General features: G+C 62.9%; 15 protein-coding genes and 1 pseudogene. 5 read left to right on the top strand and 11 right to left on the bottom strand.

What is annotated here, in order from left to right; genetic code table 11:
• Window positions 1-29 precede the first annotated feature (29 nt).
• On the top strand, window positions 30-1,403 hold the full coding sequence (locus tag LNV06_RS13800) for a cytochrome P450 (protein WP_263538866.1): 1,374 nt from the start codon (window positions 30-32) through the stop codon (window positions 1,401-1,403).
• Between the two features lie 17 nt (window positions 1,404-1,420).
• On the opposite strand, the gene fghA is transcribed toward LNV06_RS13800, so the two are convergent.
• The 4 genes from fghA to LNV06_RS13780 are packed head-to-tail and all read right to left on the bottom strand — an operon-like array spanning window position 1,421 to window position 5,576.
• Complete coding sequence (fghA, locus tag LNV06_RS13795) at window positions 1,421-2,299, bottom strand: S-formylglutathione hydrolase (RefSeq protein ID WP_318013493.1); 879 nt, start codon at window positions 2,297-2,299, stop codon at window positions 1,421-1,423.
• A 2-nt stretch (window positions 2,300-2,301) separates the two neighbouring features.
• Entirely contained in the window at window positions 2,302-3,408 is a 1,107-nt protein-coding gene (locus LNV06_RS13790) for an S-(hydroxymethyl)glutathione dehydrogenase/class III alcohol dehydrogenase (protein ID WP_263539140.1), read from the bottom strand.
• A complete protein-coding gene (gene gshB, locus LNV06_RS13785; protein WP_263538865.1) occupies window positions 3,408-4,370 on the bottom strand; it encodes a glutathione synthase in 963 nt (320 codons plus the stop codon). The genes LNV06_RS13790 and gshB overlap by 1 nt, the downstream gene beginning before the upstream one ends.
• Before the next feature lie 39 nt (window positions 4,371-4,409).
• A complete protein-coding gene (locus tag LNV06_RS13780) occupies window positions 4,410-5,576 on the bottom strand; it encodes a benzoate/H(+) symporter BenE family transporter (RefSeq protein WP_263538864.1) in 1,167 nt (388 codons plus the stop codon).
• 111 nt (window positions 5,577-5,687) lie between these two features.
• Here LNV06_RS13780 and LNV06_RS13775 point away from each other — a divergent pair, with 111 nt between their 5' ends.
• Window positions 5,688-6,461 carry a class II glutamine amidotransferase gene (locus LNV06_RS13775; protein WP_263538863.1) on the top strand — a complete coding sequence of 258 codons (774 nt, stop codon included), beginning with the start codon at window positions 5,688-5,690 and terminating at the stop codon, window positions 6,459-6,461.
• Window positions 6,462-6,477: 16 nt separating this feature from the next.
• On the opposite strand, the gene LNV06_RS13770 is transcribed toward LNV06_RS13775, so the two are convergent.
• The 3 genes from LNV06_RS13770 to LNV06_RS13760 all read right to left on the bottom strand — a co-directional run bounded on the left by LNV06_RS13770 (window position 6,478) and on the right by LNV06_RS13760 (window position 13,385).
• Window positions 6,478-8,325 (bottom strand): potassium transporter Kup, encoded by a 1,848-nt coding sequence (locus LNV06_RS13770; protein WP_263539139.1) that lies wholly within the window; start codon window positions 8,323-8,325, stop codon window positions 6,478-6,480.
• Between the two features lie 105 nt (window positions 8,326-8,430).
• Window positions 8,431-10,566, bottom strand: coding sequence for a S9 family peptidase (locus LNV06_RS13765; protein WP_263538862.1), 2,136 nt, complete (start codon window positions 10,564-10,566; stop codon window positions 8,431-8,433).
• Between the two features lie 83 nt (window positions 10,567-10,649).
• Window positions 10,650-13,385: a TonB-dependent receptor plug domain-containing protein gene (locus tag LNV06_RS13760; protein WP_263538861.1), complete on the bottom strand. Its 2,736-nt coding sequence runs from the start codon at window positions 13,383-13,385 to the stop codon at window positions 10,650-10,652.
• Between the two features lie 129 nt (window positions 13,386-13,514).
• On the opposite strand from LNV06_RS13760, the gene LNV06_RS13755 reads away from it, so the two are divergent.
• A complete protein-coding gene (locus LNV06_RS13755; protein WP_263538860.1) occupies window positions 13,515-14,489 on the top strand; it encodes a LysR family transcriptional regulator in 975 nt (324 codons plus the stop codon).
• Between the two features lie 28 nt (window positions 14,490-14,517).
• Here the strand turns inward: LNV06_RS13755 and gshA are convergent, their stop codons facing one another.
• The gene (gene gshA, locus LNV06_RS13750; RefSeq protein WP_263538859.1) at window positions 14,518-15,813 is read right to left on the bottom strand and encodes a glutamate--cysteine ligase; all 1,296 of its coding nucleotides are present in this window, start codon (window positions 15,811-15,813) and stop codon (window positions 14,518-14,520) included.
• Window positions 15,814-15,970: 157 nt separating this feature from the next.
• Between gshA and LNV06_RS13745 the strand changes: the two genes are divergently transcribed.
• Entirely contained in the window at window positions 15,971-16,390 is a 420-nt protein-coding gene (locus LNV06_RS13745; RefSeq protein ID WP_263538858.1) for a response regulator transcription factor, read from the top strand.
• A gap of 114 nt (window positions 16,391-16,504) precedes the next feature.
• On the opposite strand, the gene amt is transcribed toward LNV06_RS13745, so the two are convergent.
• The 3 genes from amt to LNV06_RS13730 are packed head-to-tail and all read right to left on the bottom strand — an operon-like array spanning window position 16,505 to window position 19,215.
• Window positions 16,505-18,055 carry an ammonium transporter gene (gene amt, locus LNV06_RS13740; protein WP_263538857.1) on the bottom strand — a complete coding sequence of 517 codons (1,551 nt, stop codon included), beginning with the start codon at window positions 18,053-18,055 and terminating at the stop codon, window positions 16,505-16,507.
• Between the two features lie 32 nt (window positions 18,056-18,087).
• On the bottom strand, window positions 18,088-18,426 hold the full coding sequence (gene glnK / locus LNV06_RS13735) for a P-II family nitrogen regulator (protein ID WP_263538856.1): 339 nt from the start codon (window positions 18,424-18,426) through the stop codon (window positions 18,088-18,090).
• Between the two features lie 30 nt (window positions 18,427-18,456).
• Entirely contained in the window at window positions 18,457-19,215 is a 759-nt protein-coding gene (locus tag LNV06_RS13730; RefSeq protein ID WP_263538855.1) for a TorF family putative porin, read from the bottom strand.
• A gap of 304 nt (window positions 19,216-19,519) precedes the next feature.
• Between LNV06_RS13730 and LNV06_RS13725 the strand changes: the two are divergent.
• Window positions 19,520-19,663 (top strand): annotated as a pseudogene (locus LNV06_RS13725) (magnesium chelatase domain-containing protein); the annotation flags it as partial.
• Between the last annotated feature and the right edge of the window lie 330 nt (window positions 19,664-19,993).

Raw genomic sequence — 19,993 nt, 5'->3', positions numbered from 1 at the left:
CCGCGCGCCGCATTGCCGATGATGCGCCCATGACGACCCAAATCTTGAACTCCAGAACCGGCAGCAAGCTGCCACCCGGCCCACCCTGCCATCTCTTCGGCTTCCCCGAGTTATTCAAACTGGGGCGCGACTACCTGGGCCATTTGCAAGGTCTGCAGCAGCGCTATGGCGATGTCATCTATATGCGCTTTGGCAAGTACCGCGACTACAGCTTCTTTCACCCAGAACAACTGCGCGAGTTGCTGCTCAGCGGGCACGATCGAATGATTCGCTGGGAGCGCGCCACCGAGGTCTTTGCCGCCGTGCATGGCCACAGCGTGCTGGTGGCCGAAGGCAAGGCCTGGAACGAAAAGCGCCGCATGCTGCAACCAGGCTTCAGCCCCAAGCGGGTGGCCGGCTTTGCCGCCGCCATGGTGGAGGCCGGCAGCGCCGCACTGGCGAGCTGGCCCGACCAAGCGCAGCTGGACCTGGACTTCGAGCAAGCCATGACCCGCGTGACCATGGACGTCATCATGCGCACCCTGTTCAGCAGCGCCGCCAACGCCGAAGCCCGCCTGGCTGAAGAGGCTGTGCGCGTGCTGAGCATCGAAGGCATGAAGGAGATGTACTGGCCCAAGAGTGCGCCGCTGTGGGCGCCCTGGAAGACAGGCAAGCGACGCTCTATGCGGGCCCTGGATGCTCTGATTCGGCAACACATCGCAGCACGCAAGGCGCTGCAAGGCGAGACTCCCGACGACCTGCTGGCCATGTTGATGCAGCTGCGCCACGAGGACGGCCAGCCGCTCAGCGACACCGAGTTGCGCGACGAATGCATGACCACTTTTTTGGCCGGCCATGAGACCAGCGCAGCGGCGTTGACCTGGTGGGGCTGGTGCATGGCAGCCAAGCCCGAAACCGCGCGCCTCGCCAGCGCGGAGGTGGACCGGGTGCTGCAGGGCCGCACGCCGCGCTTCGAAGACCTGCCGCAACTGGAATACCTGAGCCAGACCATCAAGGAAACGCTCAGGCTCTACCCGGCGGCACCCGCCCTGATGAGCCGCCAGACCACCGAAGCGATCGAGATTGCCGGGCTGACCATCCCTGCTGGGGCCTTGATTCGGCTCACGCCCGGCGTCACCCAGCGCGACGCGCGCTGGTTCCCCGAGCCTGAGGCCTTCAAGCCTGAGCGATTTGCGCCAGGCGCACCGGAAATTCCTCGCGGCGCCTACATGCCCTTCGGCGCCGGCCCGCGCGTTTGCCTGGGCAGCCACTTTGCGCAAACCGAGATCACGCTGATTGCGGCGCTCTTGCTGCAGCGCTATGAGATTCAAGCCGTGCCCGGTGAGGCCGCGCCGCAGCCGGTCTTGAACATCACCTTGCGCCCGGCCAAGCCTTTGCGCTTGCGCCTGTTATGCCGAGCTTAAGCAGAGCCCACTCACGTTCAAACCGCCAACAATTGCCCGGCGTGATGCCGCAGGTGGTCCTCGACAAAGCTGGCGATGAAGTAATAGCCATGGTCATAGCCAGCATGGCGACGCAGGGTCAGGTCTTGCCCCGCCACTTGGCAAGCCACTTCAAAAGCTTCGGGCTTGAGTTGGGTGGCCAGGAACGGATCGGCCAAGCCTTGGTCGATCAAGATGCCCCCTGCGTAGGCCGCTGATCCACGCGCCAGCATCAAGGCCGTGGCGTCATGACCGGCCCAGATCGCATGGCTGGCGTCGCTCTGGCCCAGATAGCCGCCAAAGGCTTTCTGGCCCCAAGGGCATTGCATCGGCGCGCAGATGGGCGCAAACGCTGAAACCGAGCGGAACAAGGACGGATGGCGCAGCGCCAACGTCAACGCGCCATGGCCCCCCATGGAGTGCCCGAAGATGCCGGGGCGCTGTGGCTCCAAGCCATGCGCCTGCGCCAGGTGCTGCTGCACACCGGGCAAGAGCTCAGCGATCAAATAACTCTCCATGCGCCAGTGCTGGGCCCAGGGCGCCTCCACCGCATCCAGGTAAAAACCGGCGCCGAGGCCGAAGTCCCAACTCTCGGCCTGACCGGCCACCTCGGTGCCACGCGGGCTGGTGTCGGGCATCAGCAAGGCCAGACCCAAACGCGAGGCCGCGGCCTGAGCGCCCGCCTTCATGGTGAAGGTCTCCTCGGTGCAAGTCAGCCCGGCCAAAAAGACCAACAAGCCACGAGGGCGCGGCGGCACAAACAGCGCAAAGCGCATCGGTAAACCGATCTCGCGCGAGGCGTGGCGGTAGAACTGCTGGCGACCGCCGAAGCAGCCGTGGTCGCTCAGCAGTTCCAAGCCGAGCAAGTCGGCGCTCACGCTCAGAACTCCACCACCGCGCGGATCGACTCGCCGCGCTTCATCAAATCAAAGCCCTCGTTGATGCGCTCCAGCGGCAGCTTGTGGGTGATCAGGTCGTCGATATTGAGCTTGCCGTCCATATACCAATCGACGATCTTGGGCACATCGGTGCGGCCGCGCGCGCCGCCAAAGGCCGAGCCCTCCCACTTGCGGCCGGTGACCAACTGGAAAGGCCGGGTGCTGATCTCGGCCCCTGCCGGCGCCACGCCGATGATGATGCTGCGGCCCCAGCCCTTGTGGGTGCATTCCAGCGCATCGCGCATCACCTGGGTGTTGCCGATGCACTCAAAGCTGTAGTCGGCGCCACCATCGGTCAGTTGCACGATGTGGTCGACCACATTGGCCACATCCTTGGGGTTGATGAAATGCGTCATGCCGAACTGGCGCGCCATCGCTTCACGCGCCGGGTTCAGGTCAACGCCAATGATCTTGTCGGCGCCCACCATCTTGGCGCCTTGAATCACGTTCAAGCCGATGCCGCCGAGGCCGAACACCACCACATTGGCTCCCGCCTCCACCTTGGCCGTGAACAGCACGGCGCCCACGCCGGTGGTGACGCCGCAGCCGATGTAGCAGACCTTGTCAAAGGGCGCGTCTTCACGAATCTTGGCCAAGGCGATGCCGGGCACCACGATGTGATTCGAGAAGGTTGAGGTGCCCATGTAGTGAAAAATGGGCTTGCCGTCGATGGAGAAACGCGAGGTGGCATCCGGCATCAAGCCCTTGCCTTGGGTCGAACGAATCGCCTGGCAGAGATTGGTTTTGCGCGAGAGGCAGAACTTGCACTGCCGGCACTCGGGCGTGTAGAGCGGAATCACATGGTCGCCGGGCTTGAGCCAGGTGACGCCCTCACCCACTTCCAGCACGATGCCTGCGCCTTCGTGGCCCAAGATGGCGGGGAAGATGCCTTCCGGGTCGGCACCCGAGAGCGTGTAGTAATCGGTGTGGCAAATGCCGGTGGCCTTCACTTCCACCAAGACCTCGCCAGCACGCGGGCCGTCGAGTTGCACCTCTTCGATCGTCAATGGGGCGCCGGCCTTCCAGGCCACAGCAGCACGGGTCTTGATCATGCTTGTTTCTCCGAGAGGAGCGCTGCTTCCAGCGCGTCAATGAACATTTTGGCTACATCAAAGCCGGTTTGGTCGGTGATTTCTTGGAAGCAGGTCGGGCTGGTGACATTGACCTCGGTAAGGTTCTCCCCAATCACATCCAGTCCCACCAGCAGCAAGCCGCGCGCAGCCAGGATGGGGCCGACGCTTTCGGCAATCTCACGATCTCGCTCGCTGATGGCGCGTGCCACGCCCTTGCCGCCGGCTGCCAAATTGCCACGCACCTCGCCGCCTTGCGGAATGCGCGCCAGGCAGAAAGGCACGGGCTTGCCGCCGATCACCAGCACGCGTTTGTCACCGTCCTTGATGGCGGGCAAGTAACGCTGCACCATGACGGTCTCGGCACCGCCCTTGTTCAGCGTTTCGATGATGGCACCCAGGTTCATGCCGTCGGCGCCGACGCGGAAAATACCGGCGCCGCCCATGCCGTCCAGCGGCTTGAGGATGATGTCGCCATGCTCGGCATGGAAGGCGCGGATGGCCGACTCGCTGCGCGTCACCAAGGTGGGAGGGCAGAACTGCGGGAACTGCATCAGAGCCAGCTTCTCCGGGTGGTCGCGCAGCGCTTGCGGCTTGTTGAAGACGCGCGCGCCCTCGCGCTCGGCTTGTTCCAGCAAATGGGTGGCGTAGAAAAACTCGCTGTCAAAAGGCGGGTCTTTGCGCATCAGCACCGCATCGACTTCGGCCACCACGAGATCGACCCGCTCGCCTTCGGCAAACCAGTTGAGGGCGTCGCCCGTCAAGGTGATGGCGCGCGACTGGCGCGCCTCCACGCGACCGCCGGAGCGCCAGATCAGGTCTTGCGGCTCACAGGCCCAGAGCTGATGGCCGCGCTTGGCGGCCTCGCGCATCATGGCGAAGGTGGAGTCCTTGTAGGTCTTGAAGGTCTCCAGCGGGTCGGCAACAAAGAGCAATTTCATGGTTCGGTCTTTCTCTAAAAACATTGAATCTGGAGGGCTTCACCTACGGCGAACTTGTTGCGCCAGCAGCGCCAAGCTGCCGGCCACCACGCCCCAAAACGCCGAGCCAATGCCGGCGATGCTGACGCCGGAGAGCGTGACCAAAAAGGTCAGACAAGCCGCGTCACGATGTTGTTCTTCTTTCAAGGCCGTGGCCAGGCCGCCGGCAATCGTGCCAATCAGCGCCAGCCCGGCCACCGCCGCCACCAGCTCGCGCGGAAAGGCCGCCAACAGCCCCACCACCGCGCCGCCGGCCAAGCCCACGGCCAAATAAACCAGACCCGCCATCATGGCCGCGATATAGCGCCGGCGCGGGTCTTCATGGGCCTCTCGGCCATTGCAAATGGCGGCGGTGATGGCGGCCAGATTGAAGGCATAGCCGCCGAAGGGCGCCAAGGCCAAGCCCACCACACCGGTCGCCGCAATGCTTTTGGACACCGGGATTTCATAGCCCGCCGCCCTTTGCGCCGCTACACCCGGCAAATTCTGCGAGGCCATGGTGACCAAGAACAAAGGCAGGGCCACGCCGACCACGGCCGCCAGGCTCAGCGTGGGCGTGGTCCAGACCGGCTGAGCCCAGGCCCAGTCCACCGCGCCCAAATGCAAGCCGCCCTGGCCCGCCGCCACCAAGACGCCGACCAACAAGACGCTGGGCACGGCATAGCGCGGCCACAGGCGTTTGCCCAAGAGATAGGCCCCAGCCATCATCAAAACCAACAAGGGCGCGGTCTTGACCGACAAGACCGCGTCCAGGCCGAAACGCGTCAACACGCCGGCCAACAAGGCCGCCGCCACCGAGAGCGGAATGCGCCCCATCAAGCGCTCAAACCACCCGGTCACACCGAACAAAACAATCAAGGCGGAGCTGATCAAAAAGGCGCCGATGGCTTCGGGCATGGACAGTCCGGCTGTAGCCGCAATCAGCGCCGCGCCGGGGGTGGACCAGGCGGTCAAGATCGGTTGGCGGGTCCAGGCCGACAGGCCGAAACTGGTGATGCCCATGCCCAGGCCCAGGGCCCAAATCCAAGAACTGGTCTGTGCCGGCGTCGCGCCCAGCGCTTGGGCGGCCTGAAAAATGATGGCCACCGAACTGGTGAAGCCCACCAGCACCGCGACAAAACCCGCCACAAAGGCCGAGACTGAGAGATCATTGAGCCACTGCTTCATGCCCGCAGCATAGCGGGCTGGCGCAAGCGGCGCTGCGCCGTGGGCTTTGCCCGTCAGCCCGCTTCGGTGTTGGTGAATCAATGAAACTTTGAGGAAAGCGAGCGAACACGCATGTGCCGGTTTCTTGCCTATCTGGGTCCCTCGATTTTTCTGGATGAGTTGGTCTGCAAGCCACAGCACTCCTTGGTGCGGCAGTCGCTGCGCGCGGACCAGGCCAAAGCGGTCACGAATGGCGATGGCTTCGGCATTGGCTGGTATGGCGAGCTGAAGTCACCGGGCATTTACCGCGAGGTGATGCCCGCCTGGTCGGACGAGAACCTCTTGGCCCTGTGCGCCAATGTGCGCTCCCACCTCTTCTTTGCCCATGTACGCGCTGCCACCGGCACTGGCATTGCCCGGCAGAACTGCCACCCGTTTCGCTACGGCCCTTATCTCTTCATGCACAACGGCCAGATTGGCGGTTATGGCCAGATCCGCCGTGCCATGGAGGCGCGCCTGCCCGACCACCTCTATGCCGAGCGGCGCGGCGCCACCGACTCAGAGCTGCTCTTCCTCTTGATCGTGGCCCGCATCGAGGCCGGGCAAACCATTCCGGATGCCGTCAGCCAGATCCTCAATGAGACCCTGGCCATGATGCATGTGCTGCACATCCAAGAACCACTGCGTTTTGCCGGCGCCTTGGCCGACGGGCGGCAGGTGCACGCCTTTCGCTTTTCGAGCGACAAGCGGGCGCCGACGCTTTACATCCGACAAGTGGAAGGCTCAGGCCTGGTCGTCGCTTCAGAACCTTTGGAAGACTCGCAAAGCGGCTGGAACTTGATCCCGCCGGGCTCGGTGGTGCACCTGACTGAGCAAGGGCAAAGCGCCATGCTCGCCCTGGACTGAGTTCAGCCGGCTCGGCTCAGATCTCTACCTTGGAGCCCAACTCGACGATGCGGTTGGTGGGCAGATGCAAGAAGTCTGCGGCCGCGGCGGCATTGCGGTGCATGCTGGCGAAGAGCTTCTCGCGCCAGAGCGCCATGCCGCTGCCGACGGTCGGGATCACGATATCGCGCGAGAGGAAATAGCTGGTTTCCATCTCTTCCAATTGCACGCCGTGAGACTGCAGCAACTTCAAGGCGTCGGGCACATCCGGCTCATTCTTGAAGCCGAAGTGCAGGGCCACGGCCCAGCAAGCATTGCCCAGGGACTGGACCTCCAGACGCTTGTCGAAACCAATCCACGGCACCTCATGGTGCTTGACCGTCACGAACAAGTTCTGCGCATGCAGCACCTTGTTGTGTTTGAGGTTGTGCAGGAGCGCATTCGGCGTCACGCCGGCCTCGGCGGACAAGAACACGGCCGTGCCTTCCACCCGCAGCGGCGGATTGACGAAGACCGCGTCCAGGAAGCTCGGCAACTCGATCGCGTCCTCACGCAGCTTGTCGCTGAGTTGGCGGCGACCCTGCTTCCAAGTCAGCATCAGGGTGAACATGCCGATGCCAATCATCAGCGGGAACCAGCCGCCGGCCACCAGCTTGAGCAAATTGGAACTCAAGAACACCACATCGATGACAAAGAAGAAACCGGTGGCCAAGATGCACAGCGCCAGCGGGTACTTCCAGCCATAGCGGATGACGAAGAAGGTCATCACCGTGGTGATGGTCATGTCGATGGTCACCGCGATGCCATAGGCGCCGGCCAGCTTGCTGCTGGAGCCAAACAAGACCACCGCCAGCACGATGAAGACAAACAAGCCCCAGTTGACGAAGGGCACATAAATCTGGCCGATATCACGCACCGAGGTGTGCAAGATGCGCATGCGCGGCAAGATGCCCAGCTGCACCGCCTGCTTGGTGACCGAAAACGCTGCAGTGATGAGCGCCTGCGACGCGACGACGGCCGCCATGGTGGCCAAGACGAAAAGCGGGATCTCGGCCCAGTCCGGCGCCAAGAGGAAGAAGGGGTTCTTGATGGCCGAGGGCTCGTTCAAGAGCATCGCGCCTTGACCGAAGTAATTGACCACCAAAGCGGGCATGACGACGCCGTACCAAGCGATGCGAATCGGCTTTTTGCCGAAGTGGCCCAGGTCGGCGTACAGCGCTTCACCCCCGGTCACGACCAGCACCACCGCACCCAGGGCGATGAAGGCGACCAGCTTGTGCGACATGCAAAAGTCCCAGGCATAGGCTGGATTGACGGCCACCAGCACATGCGGGTTCTCAAAAATATGCGGCAAGCCCAAGAGCGTCAGGCTGCCAAACCAGGCCAGCATCACCGGGCCAAAGGCCTTGCCAATACCGCCGGTGCCGAAGCGCTGCACGGCGAACAGGCCCGCCAAGACCACCAAGGTCAGCGGCAGGATCAGGTCATGCAATTGCGGCGCATAGACATCAATGCCCTCTACCGCTCCCAGCACCGTCATGGCCGGGGTGATGACCGCGTCGCCGTAAAAGATGGCGGTTCCAAACAGGCCCACCAGCAAGAGCACCCGGCGCAGCGTTGGCTTGTCATTGACCGCATTGGTGGCCAGCGCCAGCATGGCGATCAAACCACCCTCGCCGTTGTTGTCGGCCCGCAAGATCAGTAATACATACTTGATCGAGACAATGATGGTCATGGTCCAGAACAAGAGCGACAAGACGCCCAGGATGTTGTCCGCCGTCGGCGCCACATGGCCGCCATGGAAGACTTCCTTGAGCGCATACAGCGGGCTGGTACCGATGTCGCCATAGACGACCCCCAGAGCACCGAGGGTCAGACCGGCCATGGCCGATGGCGAATGCGCCGATTTGGGTGAACTCACGTGATGTTGCTGCAGCCGAGGCAGCGTCAAGCCAAAAGCGCTATTTTGCGCCTGCTTTGCTGCACCGCGTCAATCAGCACTAGCAGCAGCCGAAGCGGCCTTGTCTTTTGAACTCAGCGCCTCAGGGTCCGAGACCAGGGCCGGCGTTGCGGCCGGGGCCTTGATGACCTGGCGCACAAACTCCAAGGTCGCCTGGAATAGGTAGTCGCGGTTGTCCGCCTTGGTGAAGCTGTGGCCCTCATCTTCGGCGGTCAAGAACCACACCGGCGTGCCCTGCGCACGCACCGCCTGCACCATCTGCTGTGCCTCGGCATAGGGCACGCGCGGGTCATTGCGGCCATGCACCACAAAGAGTGGCTTCTTCACCTCGGCGGCCCGGTTCAGCGGGGAGATCTGCTGCAGGAACTCGCGCATCTTGGGATCACGCTCGTCGCCGTACTCGGCGCGACGGTTGTCGCGGCGGTAGCTTTCGGTGTTCTCCAAGAAAGACACAAAGTTGGCAATGCCCACCCGGCAAATGCTGCCGGCAATGCGCTTGGACTCATGCGTCGCCACCGCCAGCGACATATAGCCGCCATAGCTGCCGCCGGCCACCACCACCTTGGCGGCGTCCATATCGGCGCGGGTGGCGATCAAGTCCAGCAAGGCGCTGATGTCCTTGACCGAATCTTCGCGGCGCCGGCCGTTATCCAAGTTGAGGAACTTTTTGCCGAAACCGTCCGAGCCACGCACATTCGGCAAGATCACATGCATGCCCATTTGCTCGACCAGATGGCGCAGCGTGGCAGTCAGATAGCCCGGGCGAGACTGCGAAGCCGGCCCGCCGTGGATGCTGATGTAGACCGGCCGCGGGCCTTTGAAGCGGGCCGGCGGCGCGATGTGCAGGCCCGAGATGCTCAGGCCGTCAAAACTGGTCCAACGCAGGCTGGCGTATTCGCTCTTGGACTCACTCCTGGCATCGCCCTTGTCCTGGCCTTCATCGCTACCAGTCCAAGCGCGCAATTCATCGCGGCTTTGGTCATAGACCTGGATGCGCCCAGGGTGCTGAGCCGACATCTGATCAAAGGCCAAGAGCGGCAGCCGCGCATGCCAGCGCGGATTTTGAATCAGCCCGGCCGGCAAATGAGCTGCAATGCGCTGCGGCGCCGCGCTGCTGCCCGGCGTGTACAGGCGCAGCACCGACACGCCGTCTTCGTTGTGCACCAAGGCCAGCGGGCGATCGCTGCCGACGGGCGGTGCAGCCAGCACTTCGAGATCGGCCTTGAACTCGCCCAGCAAGCCGGAACGCCGGCCATTTTGGAGGTTCAAGGAACTGAGCTGTCGGAACTCACCGTTGTGGACACGGCGGCTCCAGAGCATTTCTTCATCGGCCTCAGCGAAAGCCGAGAAGTCCGCCTCGCTGGCCAGCACCGAGGCGCCCAGCGGCTGGGCTCGGCCGCTTTCTGCATCGATGCGCATCGTCTGAGTGCGGCCAGCGAGGGTGCGGTTCACCACCACCTGGCCACTGGGAGAGACACGCAAGTCGGTGTAACGCCCGCCTTCGACCAGGCCCAGGGTTCGGCCCTCTTCCGGCTTGAGCGGGTCCACCCAGCGCAGCTGGCTGACGGACTTGCGCGCGCCGCCTTGCAAGGCCGGATCGGCCTGGCGATCGAGACTGTCCATCACATAGACCAAGCCACGGCCTGCGGGCAGGAATGCGTATTCGCTGACGCGAACGCCGACCGGCGTCAGCGCCAAGGGCTCTTCAACCGAGCTTGCTGCTTGGCCTTGGCTATCCTGCATCTGCAGGCGAAACAGTCGATAGGCCTCATCGCCGCCCTGGTCGCGGCTGAAGACCAAGAACTCACCCCTGCCTGGCTCCCAACGGGCGGACTCCACCTTGTCGCGCCCCCGCGTCAAAAGCCTAGGCTTGGCGCCGGGCTCGTTCAGGCTGTGCAGTTGCTGGCTGCCGCCGGCCATCGCCAGCACCAGCATCTCGGCGCGCAGCGGATGCCAGTCCAGAAAGCGCACCGCGCTCGGCTCCTTGCGCTCGGCGGTGCGCAGGCGCTCAAAAGCGGGAATGCCATCCGCCACCAGATTGGCCGCGGGCAAGACCGGCTGAACCCAGCGGGCCTGCGTGCCGAGTGCGGAGAGGCACAAACACAGAGCAAGGCTCAAATGAAGCAGGCGGCGGGGGTAGCGAGGATGGCGGGGCGATAGATTCATTGCGATGGAGGCAAAGAGGAAAGCAAACGCCGGGCCTCAGCGCATGGCGGGCCCGGCATCGAAGGATAAAGGCTGGCGAAGAATCAGAACTCGTAGCTGGCCGTCACGGACAGGTAGCGTCCATAAGGGTTGCTGTAAGTGCTGTCGAATCCGGTATCGCCTTCGGTCGGGTCAAACGGTGGCTTGGCCCCAGTGAAGTTGCGCAAGGTAGCGCTCAGCTTGAGTCCGTTAAAGCCCCGGTAGACCATGGCCAGGTCGCCGGTCACCCAGGCCGCCATGGTGCACAAGTCCTCGCGCTTGGCTTCGACCAATTCGGCCTGGCAGCTGCCCGTGGCGCTGTGGCTGCGGAAGCTGCCGGCGTAGTTGCTGGTCAAGGTGAGCGACCAAGGGCCGCGATCCCAATCCAGGCTCACCTTGCTCTTGACGCGCGGCACACCATAGAAGCCCAGCGTCTCGATGACCGGCTGACCCTCCTCGGCCTGGCGCTTGCGCGTCAGCATGCGCGAGCCGCTGAACTTGATCTTGAAGTCATTGCCCTCGCTGGCACTCCAGCGGAAGCTGCTCTCAAAGTCGATACCGCCGGTCTTGGACTGCGCCAAATTGCGGAACTTGCGCAGCACCTGGGTGATCTGCCCCGGTTTGCCGGGCACATCGCTGGCAAAGCGGATCACCGAATCTGAGAACTCCGATTCGCGGTCAATCACCTGCTGCGCCGTCAGGCGGTCGACCTCGCCCTTGCGGTCGAAGTACCAAGCGTCCAGCACCAGTTCCGCCCCCTTGGCAGGTTCAAACAAGAGTCCCAAGGTGTAGGACTTGGACTTCTCCGGCTGCAGATTCGGATTGCTTTGGTTGACGCTGGAGATGCGGCGTTCGCAATCGTCGTTGCCGGTGGATTTGACCGGGCAGAGTTGCTTGTCTTGCACGGTGGAGAAAGCGAACACGGCCGACTTGGCGATCTGCGACAGCGAGGGGGCGCGGAAACCGGTGGCATGCGTGCCACGCAGCGCCAGCCCGTCCATCAGCTTGTACTTGGCGCCCAGCTTGCCGGTCACGGCCGAGCCGAAGTCGCTGTAGTGCTCCCCGCGCAGGGCCACCTGGGTTTCCAGGTTCTTCACCAATGGCAATTGCAACTCGGCATAGGCGGCCGCCACGTTTCGACTGCCCTGGGCCTCACCGATGCCGCGGCCGATGATGTCGCCCTTGGCCATCAAGGGGTCGGCCTCGACCGAGAAGGTCTCGCGCCGCAGTTCACCGCCCAGACCCAGCATCATGGCGCCTCCGGCCAGCTCCCCTAACTCTCGACTTCCGCGTGCATCCAAGGAGCTGGTGACGCTACGACCCTCGTCCAGCGTATTGCGGGCAATACCGGCAATGGCCTCGGCAGAATTGCTGCCGCCAAAGCGGTAGCTGCCGGTTTCCAGCGCCTTGTTCAGGCCCGACAAACTCAGTCGCCCCTCACCGATGCGCTGGTTTTTCTGGATATGGTGCAAGAAGCCGGTATCGACGTCCCAGCCGGCGACCAGCGTCGTGGCGCTTAGCACAAAGCGCAGGTTGTCCGCCACGCTGCTGCTGGCGGACGGGATGTCGGCAAAGCGATAGCGCAGACCCAACACCGTGGGTTTGGTGAAGCTGTAGCTATTGCTGCCGACCTTCATCACCACCGGCTTGGCCACGGTGGCCAAACGGGTCGGATTGTCAGGATGGCTGCCCGGCAGCGCCAGCCCGTTGAAGAGCACTGCATTGCCCTTGGCATCGCCCCATTGCGTCAGCGCTTCGGTGCGCGAGGTCGAGGCCTCGGCGTAGGCGCTTTCCACCCGAGAAGCCAGCAACTCGGCGGAAAGAATCGTGTCCTTGCCAAGCGCCAAACTGCCACGCAGGAAGCCGGCCTTGCGGGTCTGGTCGCCGGTGTATTGAATGCCGGCGGCGTCCGCGTTGAATTTGCAAACCGGCACCGCATTGGTGGCCGAGGTCGGCAGCTGATTCTCCGGCGCGCAGCCCGGCATCATGGCCCGGAAGCTGCCCGACTTGCCGGCGTTGTAGGTGTAGAGATTGCCGGGGTAGGCGCTGGTGCTGTCGGTGGTCAAGCGGCCAAACAAAGGGCCGAACAAGTCTTGGCGCACACGGTCCGGCGCCTCGGCAATCATCACGCCGTCACGCTTGTAGACGTCGATGCCGCCAAACAGATTGAAGCCATCGCTGTCCAGATTGCCAAAGCCCAGCATGGCACTGCCGGTGGCAGTCTTGAACAGGCCGTCGAGCAGGCTTTGCTGGGCGTTCAGAGAAACCAGTTGGCCGCGGTAGTCCTTGCGCAAGATGATGTTGACGACGCCGGCCATGGCGTCCGAGCCATACAGGGACGATGCGCCGTCCTTGAGGATTTCAACCCGCTCAATGGCCGAGACCGGAATCGAGTTGACGTTGAACACCGTGGACTGACCCGAGTTCGGGTCCACCACAGCGGCCGGGGCCAGGCGGCGGCCGTTGATCAAGGTCAGCGTGGCCGCCGAGCCCATGCCGCGCAGGCCGATGGAGGCCGTGCCGGTGGCGAAGCCGTTGCCGGTGTCCATATCGTTGAGGCTGCCGGTGCCGGTGCTGCTGTCCATGCGCAGCAGCTCGTCCAATGAGGTCGCGCCGCTGCGCTCAATCATCTTGCGCGAGATCACGCTGACCGGGGCCGGCGTCTCCGAGTCCAGGCGCTTGATCATCGAACCGGTGACTTCGACTCGCTCCAGTTTGGACGCCGGCTCGCCCTGCTGCGCCTGGGCAAGCCCGCAAGTGCTGAGAACGGCCAAGGCAATCAGATGAAAACGCTGCTGCACGAATATCTCCAGTTTGAAAAGAAAGAGGGGGTCCGGTGCTGCAGCTGAGACTGCCTCTGCGCACTAGCGGCGCAAAGTTAAGGGAATGTGTCGAAGCGGCCATGAGCTATGGTTTGCTAAAGTTTCCGAATGGTTATTTCAAGCACGGCCGCCCCGCAAACCCCTTCGCCCGAGGCCGCCGAGAGCTTCATCAGCCGACGCCTGAGCCTGCGTCATTTGCGGGTCTTGCAGGCGCTTTCAGAGGCAGGAAGCCTCAGCGAAGCGGCCGAAACCCTGCATGTCACCCAACCGGCCGTCAGCAAGGCGCTGGCCGAAATTGAGGCTGGCCTGGGACAAACCCTGTTCCAGCGCCGCGGCCGCAGCCTGCGCGCAACACCGCTGGGCCAACGCCTGGTGGCCCTGGCCCAAAAGCTGGAGGCCGATCTGCAGCGCGGCAGTGGCGATGTGGCTTCGATGGTGCGCGGCGCTTCGGGTGAGTTGCTGATCGGCGCCACCAATGCGGCCCTGGCCCAGGTCTTGCCTGACGCGATGGCCGCCATGAAGCGGGACTACCCCAACATCACCTTGAGTGTGCGCACCCATGCGCTGACTTCGCTGGTGGCGGAGCTGCGTGAAGGCCGTTTGGATCTGGTCATCGCCCGCATGCCGCCACAAGACATGCCGGCCGACCTGGATGCGCATTGCCTGTTGGCGCAACGCGAGGTGCTGGTCATCAGCACCGTGCACCCGTTGGCCAAGGGCAGTGCCAAGCTGGGCTGGGACACACTCAACAGCCAGGGCTGGATCTGGCCGCTGCCCGGCACCCGCTCACGCCTGCTGCAAGACCGACTGTGGCAAAGCATGAAGCTGCCCTTGCCCACCAATCTGATCGAAACGGGCGACATCACGCTGACGCTCAGCATGATGAAACGCATGCCGCTGCTGACCCTGCTGCCGCTGCATGTGGCCCGCATTGCGGCGCAGAATGAGTTGGTGAAGATCTTGCCGCTGGACGCGGACCTGGGCCTGGCCAATCTGACGCTCTGGCACCTGCCCGAGCCTCAAAGCGAGGTGGTTGAGCACTTCAAACAATTGCTGCGCACTGCGGCCGAAGTCCGGGCCTGAATAAAGGCCCGAAGGCCCAGCTCTTGGCTTAAGCGTAAACCTCGGCTTCGGGGTCGGTCACTTCCAGCTCATAGCTGGCCGCCAGCATGGCCAGGCGAGCAATCACGCCATACATATAAAAGCGGTTCGGGCCGCTGGCGCCGGGCTTCTCGCCGGGGCGCGGCAGCTGCGAAGCCTGCGAGAAGGCCAGCGGCACAAAGCTGGAGCCGGGCGAGTTGAGGTTTTCGTCCGCGCCGCGGTCTGCATGGACGCGGTAGAAGCCTCCCACCACATAGCGATCCATCATGTAGACGACCGGCTCGGCCACCGCTTCGTTGACCCGCTCATGCGTGACCACGCCCTCTTGCACGATGACCTGGTGCACTTCTTGGCCGTCTTTGATGACGCTCATCTTGTTGCGCAGGCGCCGGCTCGGGTCGGCCAATTCTTTCGCATCGCGCACCGTACAGATGCCCATGCCGTAGGTGCCGGCATCCGGCTTGACGACGACAAAGGGCTTCTCCTGAATGCCGTACTCCTTGTACTTCTTGCGCGTCTTGCTCAACACCAGATCGACCTGGGTCTGCAGCGCTTCCAGGCCCTGGCCTTCGTTGAAATCAATGCCGGTGACCGGCACGGTCAAAGGGTTGATCAGCCAAGGGTCCATGCCCAGCAGCTTGGAGAACTTCTTTGCCACGTCTTCATAGGCCTTGAAGTGCTGGCTCTTGCGCCGCACCGTCCAGCCCGCATGCAAAGGCGGCAAAAGGTACTGCTCATGCAAATGCTCCAGTTCCCGAGGCACACCGGCCGACAAGTCGTTATTGAGCAGAATCGTGCAGGGGTCAAAGTCCTTCAGGCCCAAGCGGCCTCGGTTGCGCAGCAGCGGCTCCACCGTCAGCGTGCTGCCGTCAGCCAGCCTGAGCTCGGTGGGCTCGGTCACCTGCGGGTCCAGCGAACCCAGGCGCACATTCAAACCCGCCTGGGTGAAGATGCGCTTGAGCGTGGCAACATTGCTCAGATAGAAAGTGTTGCGGGTGTGGTTTTCGGGGATCAGCAAGAGGTTCTTGGCCTCGGGGCAGATCTTCTCGATGGCCGCCATTGCCGCTTGCACCGACAGCGGCAACATCTCTTGCGTCAGATTGTTGAAGCCGCCCGGGAAAAGATTGGTGTCCACCGGCGCCAGCTTGAAGCCGGCATTGCGCAGGTCCACCGAGCTGTAGAAAGGCGGCGTGTGCTCCATCCATTCGAGCCGGAACCAGCGTTCGATGGCCGGCATCGATTCCAGCACGCGCTGCTCGAGTTCATTGATCGGGCCAGTCAGTGCGGTGATGAGGTGGGGGACCATGGTGTGAAGCTCGGAGCTGGGTAGCTGGGTTGAGGTCATTCTAGAGACCTCAGCATCTGGGGCCGGGCCTTTAAAAACCAAGGCGTTTGTCCGAATAAAGGTCAAAGAAAGGCCGAACAAACAAAGCTATGCTGAAGCTCAGCGCAGCGTACCTGCAATGGACAAGGACTCTATGCAAGCCAAGATTCTGGTGGTGGAAGATCACGCCGACATCCGGCGGTTGATTCGTTGGGCGCTCGAAGACACCGGCCACACCTTGTATGAAGCGCCCAATGGCACTTTGGGACTGGAGATGGCCCGCACCGTGCAGCCCGATTTGGTCTATCTGGACCTGATGATGCCCGGCGGGCTGGACGGCATTGAGGTCTGCGCCCAGATTCGCAAAGAACCGTCCCTGGCGCACACCTTGGTGGTGATGCTGACCGCCGACGCGGCCCAAGCAACCAAGGCCAAGTCCTTGGCCGCCGGCGCCAATTTCTTCCTGCCCAAACCTTTCAGCCCCGCCAAGTTGCTGGAGCTGACCGAGGTGCTTCTGAAAGCACGGCCCAGGCCCGAAGCCGGGCCGGAGCGCAGTTAAGAAGAACGGCTCTGCTGCGGGCCGAGAGGGCCATGAAAAAAGGGCTGCCTCGCGGCAGCCCTTGGTATTCAACAAGCGCGACGCAGAGGCGCGCTTGTTTATCTTGACTTGCTCTTACTTGTGATAGGCCGTCTCGCCGTGCGAGCTGATGTCCAAGCCTTCACGCTCTTCTTCCTCGCTGACGCGCAGGCCGATCACCAGATCGACGATCTTGTAGGCGATCACCGAGACGACAGCCGACCAAACCACGGTCACGCCCACGGCCTTGGCCTGGGTCCAGACCTGGGTGGCAATGGAGTAAGCGTCCGGCGTGATCATGGAAGCCGTGACCCAGTCACCGACGGCGCTGGGGCCACCCAGAGCGGGTGAGTTGAAAACACCCGTCAGCAAGGCACCCACGATGCCGCCAACACCGTGCACGCCGAAGACGTCCAAGGAGTCGTCAGCACCGAGCAGCTTCTTCAAGCCGGTCACACCCCAGAGGCAAGCGAAGCCCGCCACGAAGCCGATCACCAAAGCGCCCCCGATGCCCACATTGCCAGCGGCCGGTGTGATGGCCACCAAGCCCGCCACAGCACCCGAGGCCGCACCCAGCATCGAAGCCTTGCCCTTGTGCAGCGCTTCGCCGATGGACCAAGCCAGCACCGCGGCCGCAGCGGCCACAAAGGTGTTGATGAAGGCCAGCGCAGCGAAGCCGTTGGCCTCCAGTGCAGAGCCGGCGTTGAAACCAAACCAGCCCACCCACAGCAGCGAAGCACCCACCATGGTCAAAGTCAGGCTGTGAGGTGTGAAAGCTTCCTTGCCGTAACCGACGCGCTTGCCAATCATGTAAGCACCCACCAAGCCGGCCACAGCCGCGTTGATGTGCACCACGGTGCCGCCGGCGAAGTCCAGCGCGCCCCATTGCCAGATCAGACCGGCCTTGCCATTCATCTCATCCACCACCGCAGCGGCGCTGTAGGCATCCGGGCCCATCCAGAACCAGACCATGTGGGCAATCGGCAAATAGCTGAAGGTGAACCACAGGGCCAGGAACAGCAGCGCAGCTGAGAACTTGATGCGCTCGGCGAAGGCACCCACGATCAAGCAAGCCGTGATACCGGCAAAGGTGGCCTGGAAGGCGGCGAACACGACTTCCGGAATCACCACACCCTTGCTGAAGGTCGCGGCGTTGGCAAAGGTTCCGGCTACGTTGTCCCAGATGCCCTTCATCATCAAGCGATCGGTACCGCCGATATAGGCATTGCCCTCGGTGAAGGCGAAGCTGTAGCCGTACAGCACCCACAGCACCACAATCATCGAGAAAGCCACCATCACTTGCATCAGCACCGACAGCATGTTCTTGCTGCGCACCAGGCCGCCGTAGAACAGGGCAAGACCTGGCACCGTCATCATGATGACCAGCAGGGTGGACAGCATCATCCAGGTGGTATCGCCCTTGTTGGGCACCGGTGCCGGGGCAACTGCAGCCGAAGCGGCCGACGCTGCATCAGCGGCAGCAGGCGCGGCCAGTGCTGCAGATGCAGCCGCCTCAGCCGCGGGGGCTGCGGCGGCAATCACGGCCGAGGCCGCCGCCACAGGGGCGGAAGCGGCATCGGATTGAGCCCAGGCGGTCGGCGCGAGCACCGCAGCGGCCAGGGCCAGACAAGCAAACAATTTCTTCATTCTGGTATCTCCAAATGTCTGCTGAGCCGGGCTCAGAGCGCCTCGTTGCCGGTTTCGCCGGTGCGGATGCGCACCACCTGATCAAGCGGCGAAACAAAAATCTTGCCGTCGCCAATCTTGCCGGTGCGTGCCGCACCTTCGATGGCCTCGATCACCTGCTCGACCACCGCATCATCGATCGCGGCTTCGATCTTCACCTTGGGCAAAAAGTCGACCACATACTCGGCGCCGCGGTACAGCTCGGTGTGGCCTTTTTGGCGGCCAAAGCCCTTCACCTCGGTGACGGTCAAGCCCTGCACGCCAATGGCGCTGAGGGCTTCGCGCACCTCGTCGAGTTTGAAGGGTTTGATGATGGCGGTGATCAGTTTCATGCTGCTATCTCCTGTCGATCTTGTTTGGGCTTAGAAGGTCTTTTTGACGGACACCACGAAACCATCTTTGCCCAGATTCTTCATGCTGGGGCCGCCCATATAGGCCTTGGTGTCAGTGCCGATGATGGCCGCGCCGAAGGTGAAGCCGGCGAAGTCTTTGTTCAGCGTCACCGAGTAGTCGGTGTAGGTGCCGGCATCGTTGTTCTTGACCTTTTGGTAGCCCACATGGGGCACCAAGGTAAAGCCGCCGCCGACATCAAAAGTCGCCGACACGTCCAGATAGCCGCTGCCCTTGCTGTCGGCGGTGCCGAAGAGATTGGTCACGCTGTGCGAATACTTGGCGGTGACCGGGCCAAAGCTCAGGGCGCCGTAAATCTCGGTGGTGTTGGCGCTGGGGTTCAGGTCATTGCTGGGGTAGATATAGCTCAGCGCACCGACGTCCAGCGTCAAGCCGCTGGCGATCTCGGTCTTGTAGCCACCATAGACGTCAATCTCGACCGAGGCGCCACCGTTGTAGGGCGCGTCCTTGATCCATTTGATGGTCGAGGCCCAGGTGCCGATGTAGAAGCCGCTCTCGAAAGCGTAGTCGGCCCCGCCTTGCAGCGCTGGATCCAGGCGGGACTGAGAGATGCCGCGATAGCGGTACTCGTTGACCAAGCTGATGTTGAAAGACAGCGGGCTGGCGGCCGGCGCAGCGGCGGCCTCTTCGGCCTGAGCCGTTTGCGCGGGCAGCGCCATCAAGGCGACCAGGGCCAAAGGAGCAAAGCTTGCAGCAAGAGTCGACTTCATCACGAGTTTCCTATCAAGGGGATGGGGAAGAGGAGGAACTACAAAAGGACTTAGCTGCACCTTTGCAGCTTTCGTGCCAAGTCAAAAAAGCTGCGCTTTGGGGCTAGAAGGCCTGAGCAGGGCCTGAATTGGGGTCGATCAGGCGCGAGCGCGCACCAATCTGGACCGTTCGCCTCGGCCCTGGCCATCCGGTGATGCACTGTTTTTGGGCGCGCACCGCAAACAACCGCAAGGCGGTCACAATCCAAGGCTTGGGTCGGCCGCGCCGCAGCGGCACCCGCAATGCCCAAGAGCCGAGCACGCGATGTCACTGGCCATTGTTCATAGCCGCGCCCTGGACGGGCTGGCCGCCGCGCCGGTCAGCGTCGAAGTTCATCTGGCCAACGGTTTGCCGTCTTTCGTCTTGGTCGGTTTGGCCGACACCGAAGTCAAGGAATCGCGCGAGCGGTGTTGGTCAGAAATAGAACCCGTCGAGCGGCTCCCTCTGAGGGCGGTTGACCCGGAAATGCCTTCAAACCTGTCGGACTTCGCCCCGGAGCCCAATGCCGTAAGAGCACACGGACTAGTAGCTGTCGGAACGTGTAACGGGTGACCTAGAGTGTTGGCGCCGACGCGCTATTGATCCAATTTGAGTGCCGGTGCCGACATTCCATTGAGCCATATGGATCGCTAAGTAGGCCCCGCAGATACTGACAATCTGGCCGCAAAGACTGGCTCAGTCAAATGTCGGCGCGGTGGCTCAACCTTGTGTCGGCGCCAACACGAAGCGCAAGAAAGA

Origin of the sequence: Paucibacter sp. Y2R2-4 (genome assembly GCF_025717535.1) — a bacterium.
Classification (GTDB): domain Bacteria; phylum Pseudomonadota; class Gammaproteobacteria; order Burkholderiales; family Burkholderiaceae_C; genus Paucibacter_A.
Note: the sequence above shows the minus strand (reverse complement) of the source record. Positions and strands in the feature narration are given on the sequence as shown.

Coding starts and splice junctions, on each gene's coding strand:
- LNV06_RS13800 (WP_263538866.1), top strand. CDS start 30: ATGACGACCCAAATCTTGAACTCCAGAACCGGCAGCAAGCTGCCACCC.
- gshB (WP_263538865.1), bottom strand. CDS start 4,370: ATGAAATTGCTCTTTGTTGCCGACCCGCTGGAGACCTTCAAGACCTAC.
- LNV06_RS13780 (WP_263538864.1), bottom strand. CDS start 5,576: ATGAAGCAGTGGCTCAATGATCTCTCAGTCTCGGCCTTTGTGGCGGGT.
- LNV06_RS13775 (WP_263538863.1), top strand. CDS start 5,688: ATGTGCCGGTTTCTTGCCTATCTGGGTCCCTCGATTTTTCTGGATGAG.
- LNV06_RS13770 (WP_263539139.1), bottom strand. CDS start 8,325: ATGGCCGGTCTGACCCTCGGTGCTCTGGGGGTCGTCTATGGCGACATC.
- LNV06_RS13765 (WP_263538862.1), bottom strand. CDS start 10,566: ATGAATCTATCGCCCCGCCATCCTCGCTACCCCCGCCGCCTGCTTCAT.
- LNV06_RS13755 (WP_263538860.1), top strand. CDS start 13,515: ATGGTTATTTCAAGCACGGCCGCCCCGCAAACCCCTTCGCCCGAGGCC.
- gshA (WP_263538859.1), bottom strand. CDS start 15,813: ATGGTCCCCCACCTCATCACCGCACTGACTGGCCCGATCAATGAACTC.
- LNV06_RS13745 (WP_263538858.1), top strand. CDS start 15,971: ATGGACAAGGACTCTATGCAAGCCAAGATTCTGGTGGTGGAAGATCAC.
- amt (WP_263538857.1), bottom strand. CDS start 18,055: ATGAAGAAATTGTTTGCTTGTCTGGCCCTGGCCGCTGCGGTGCTCGCG.
- glnK (WP_263538856.1), bottom strand. CDS start 18,426: ATGAAACTGATCACCGCCATCATCAAACCCTTCAAACTCGACGAGGTG.
- LNV06_RS13730 (WP_263538855.1), bottom strand. CDS start 19,215: ATGAAGTCGACTCTTGCTGCAAGCTTTGCTCCTTTGGCCCTGGTCGCC.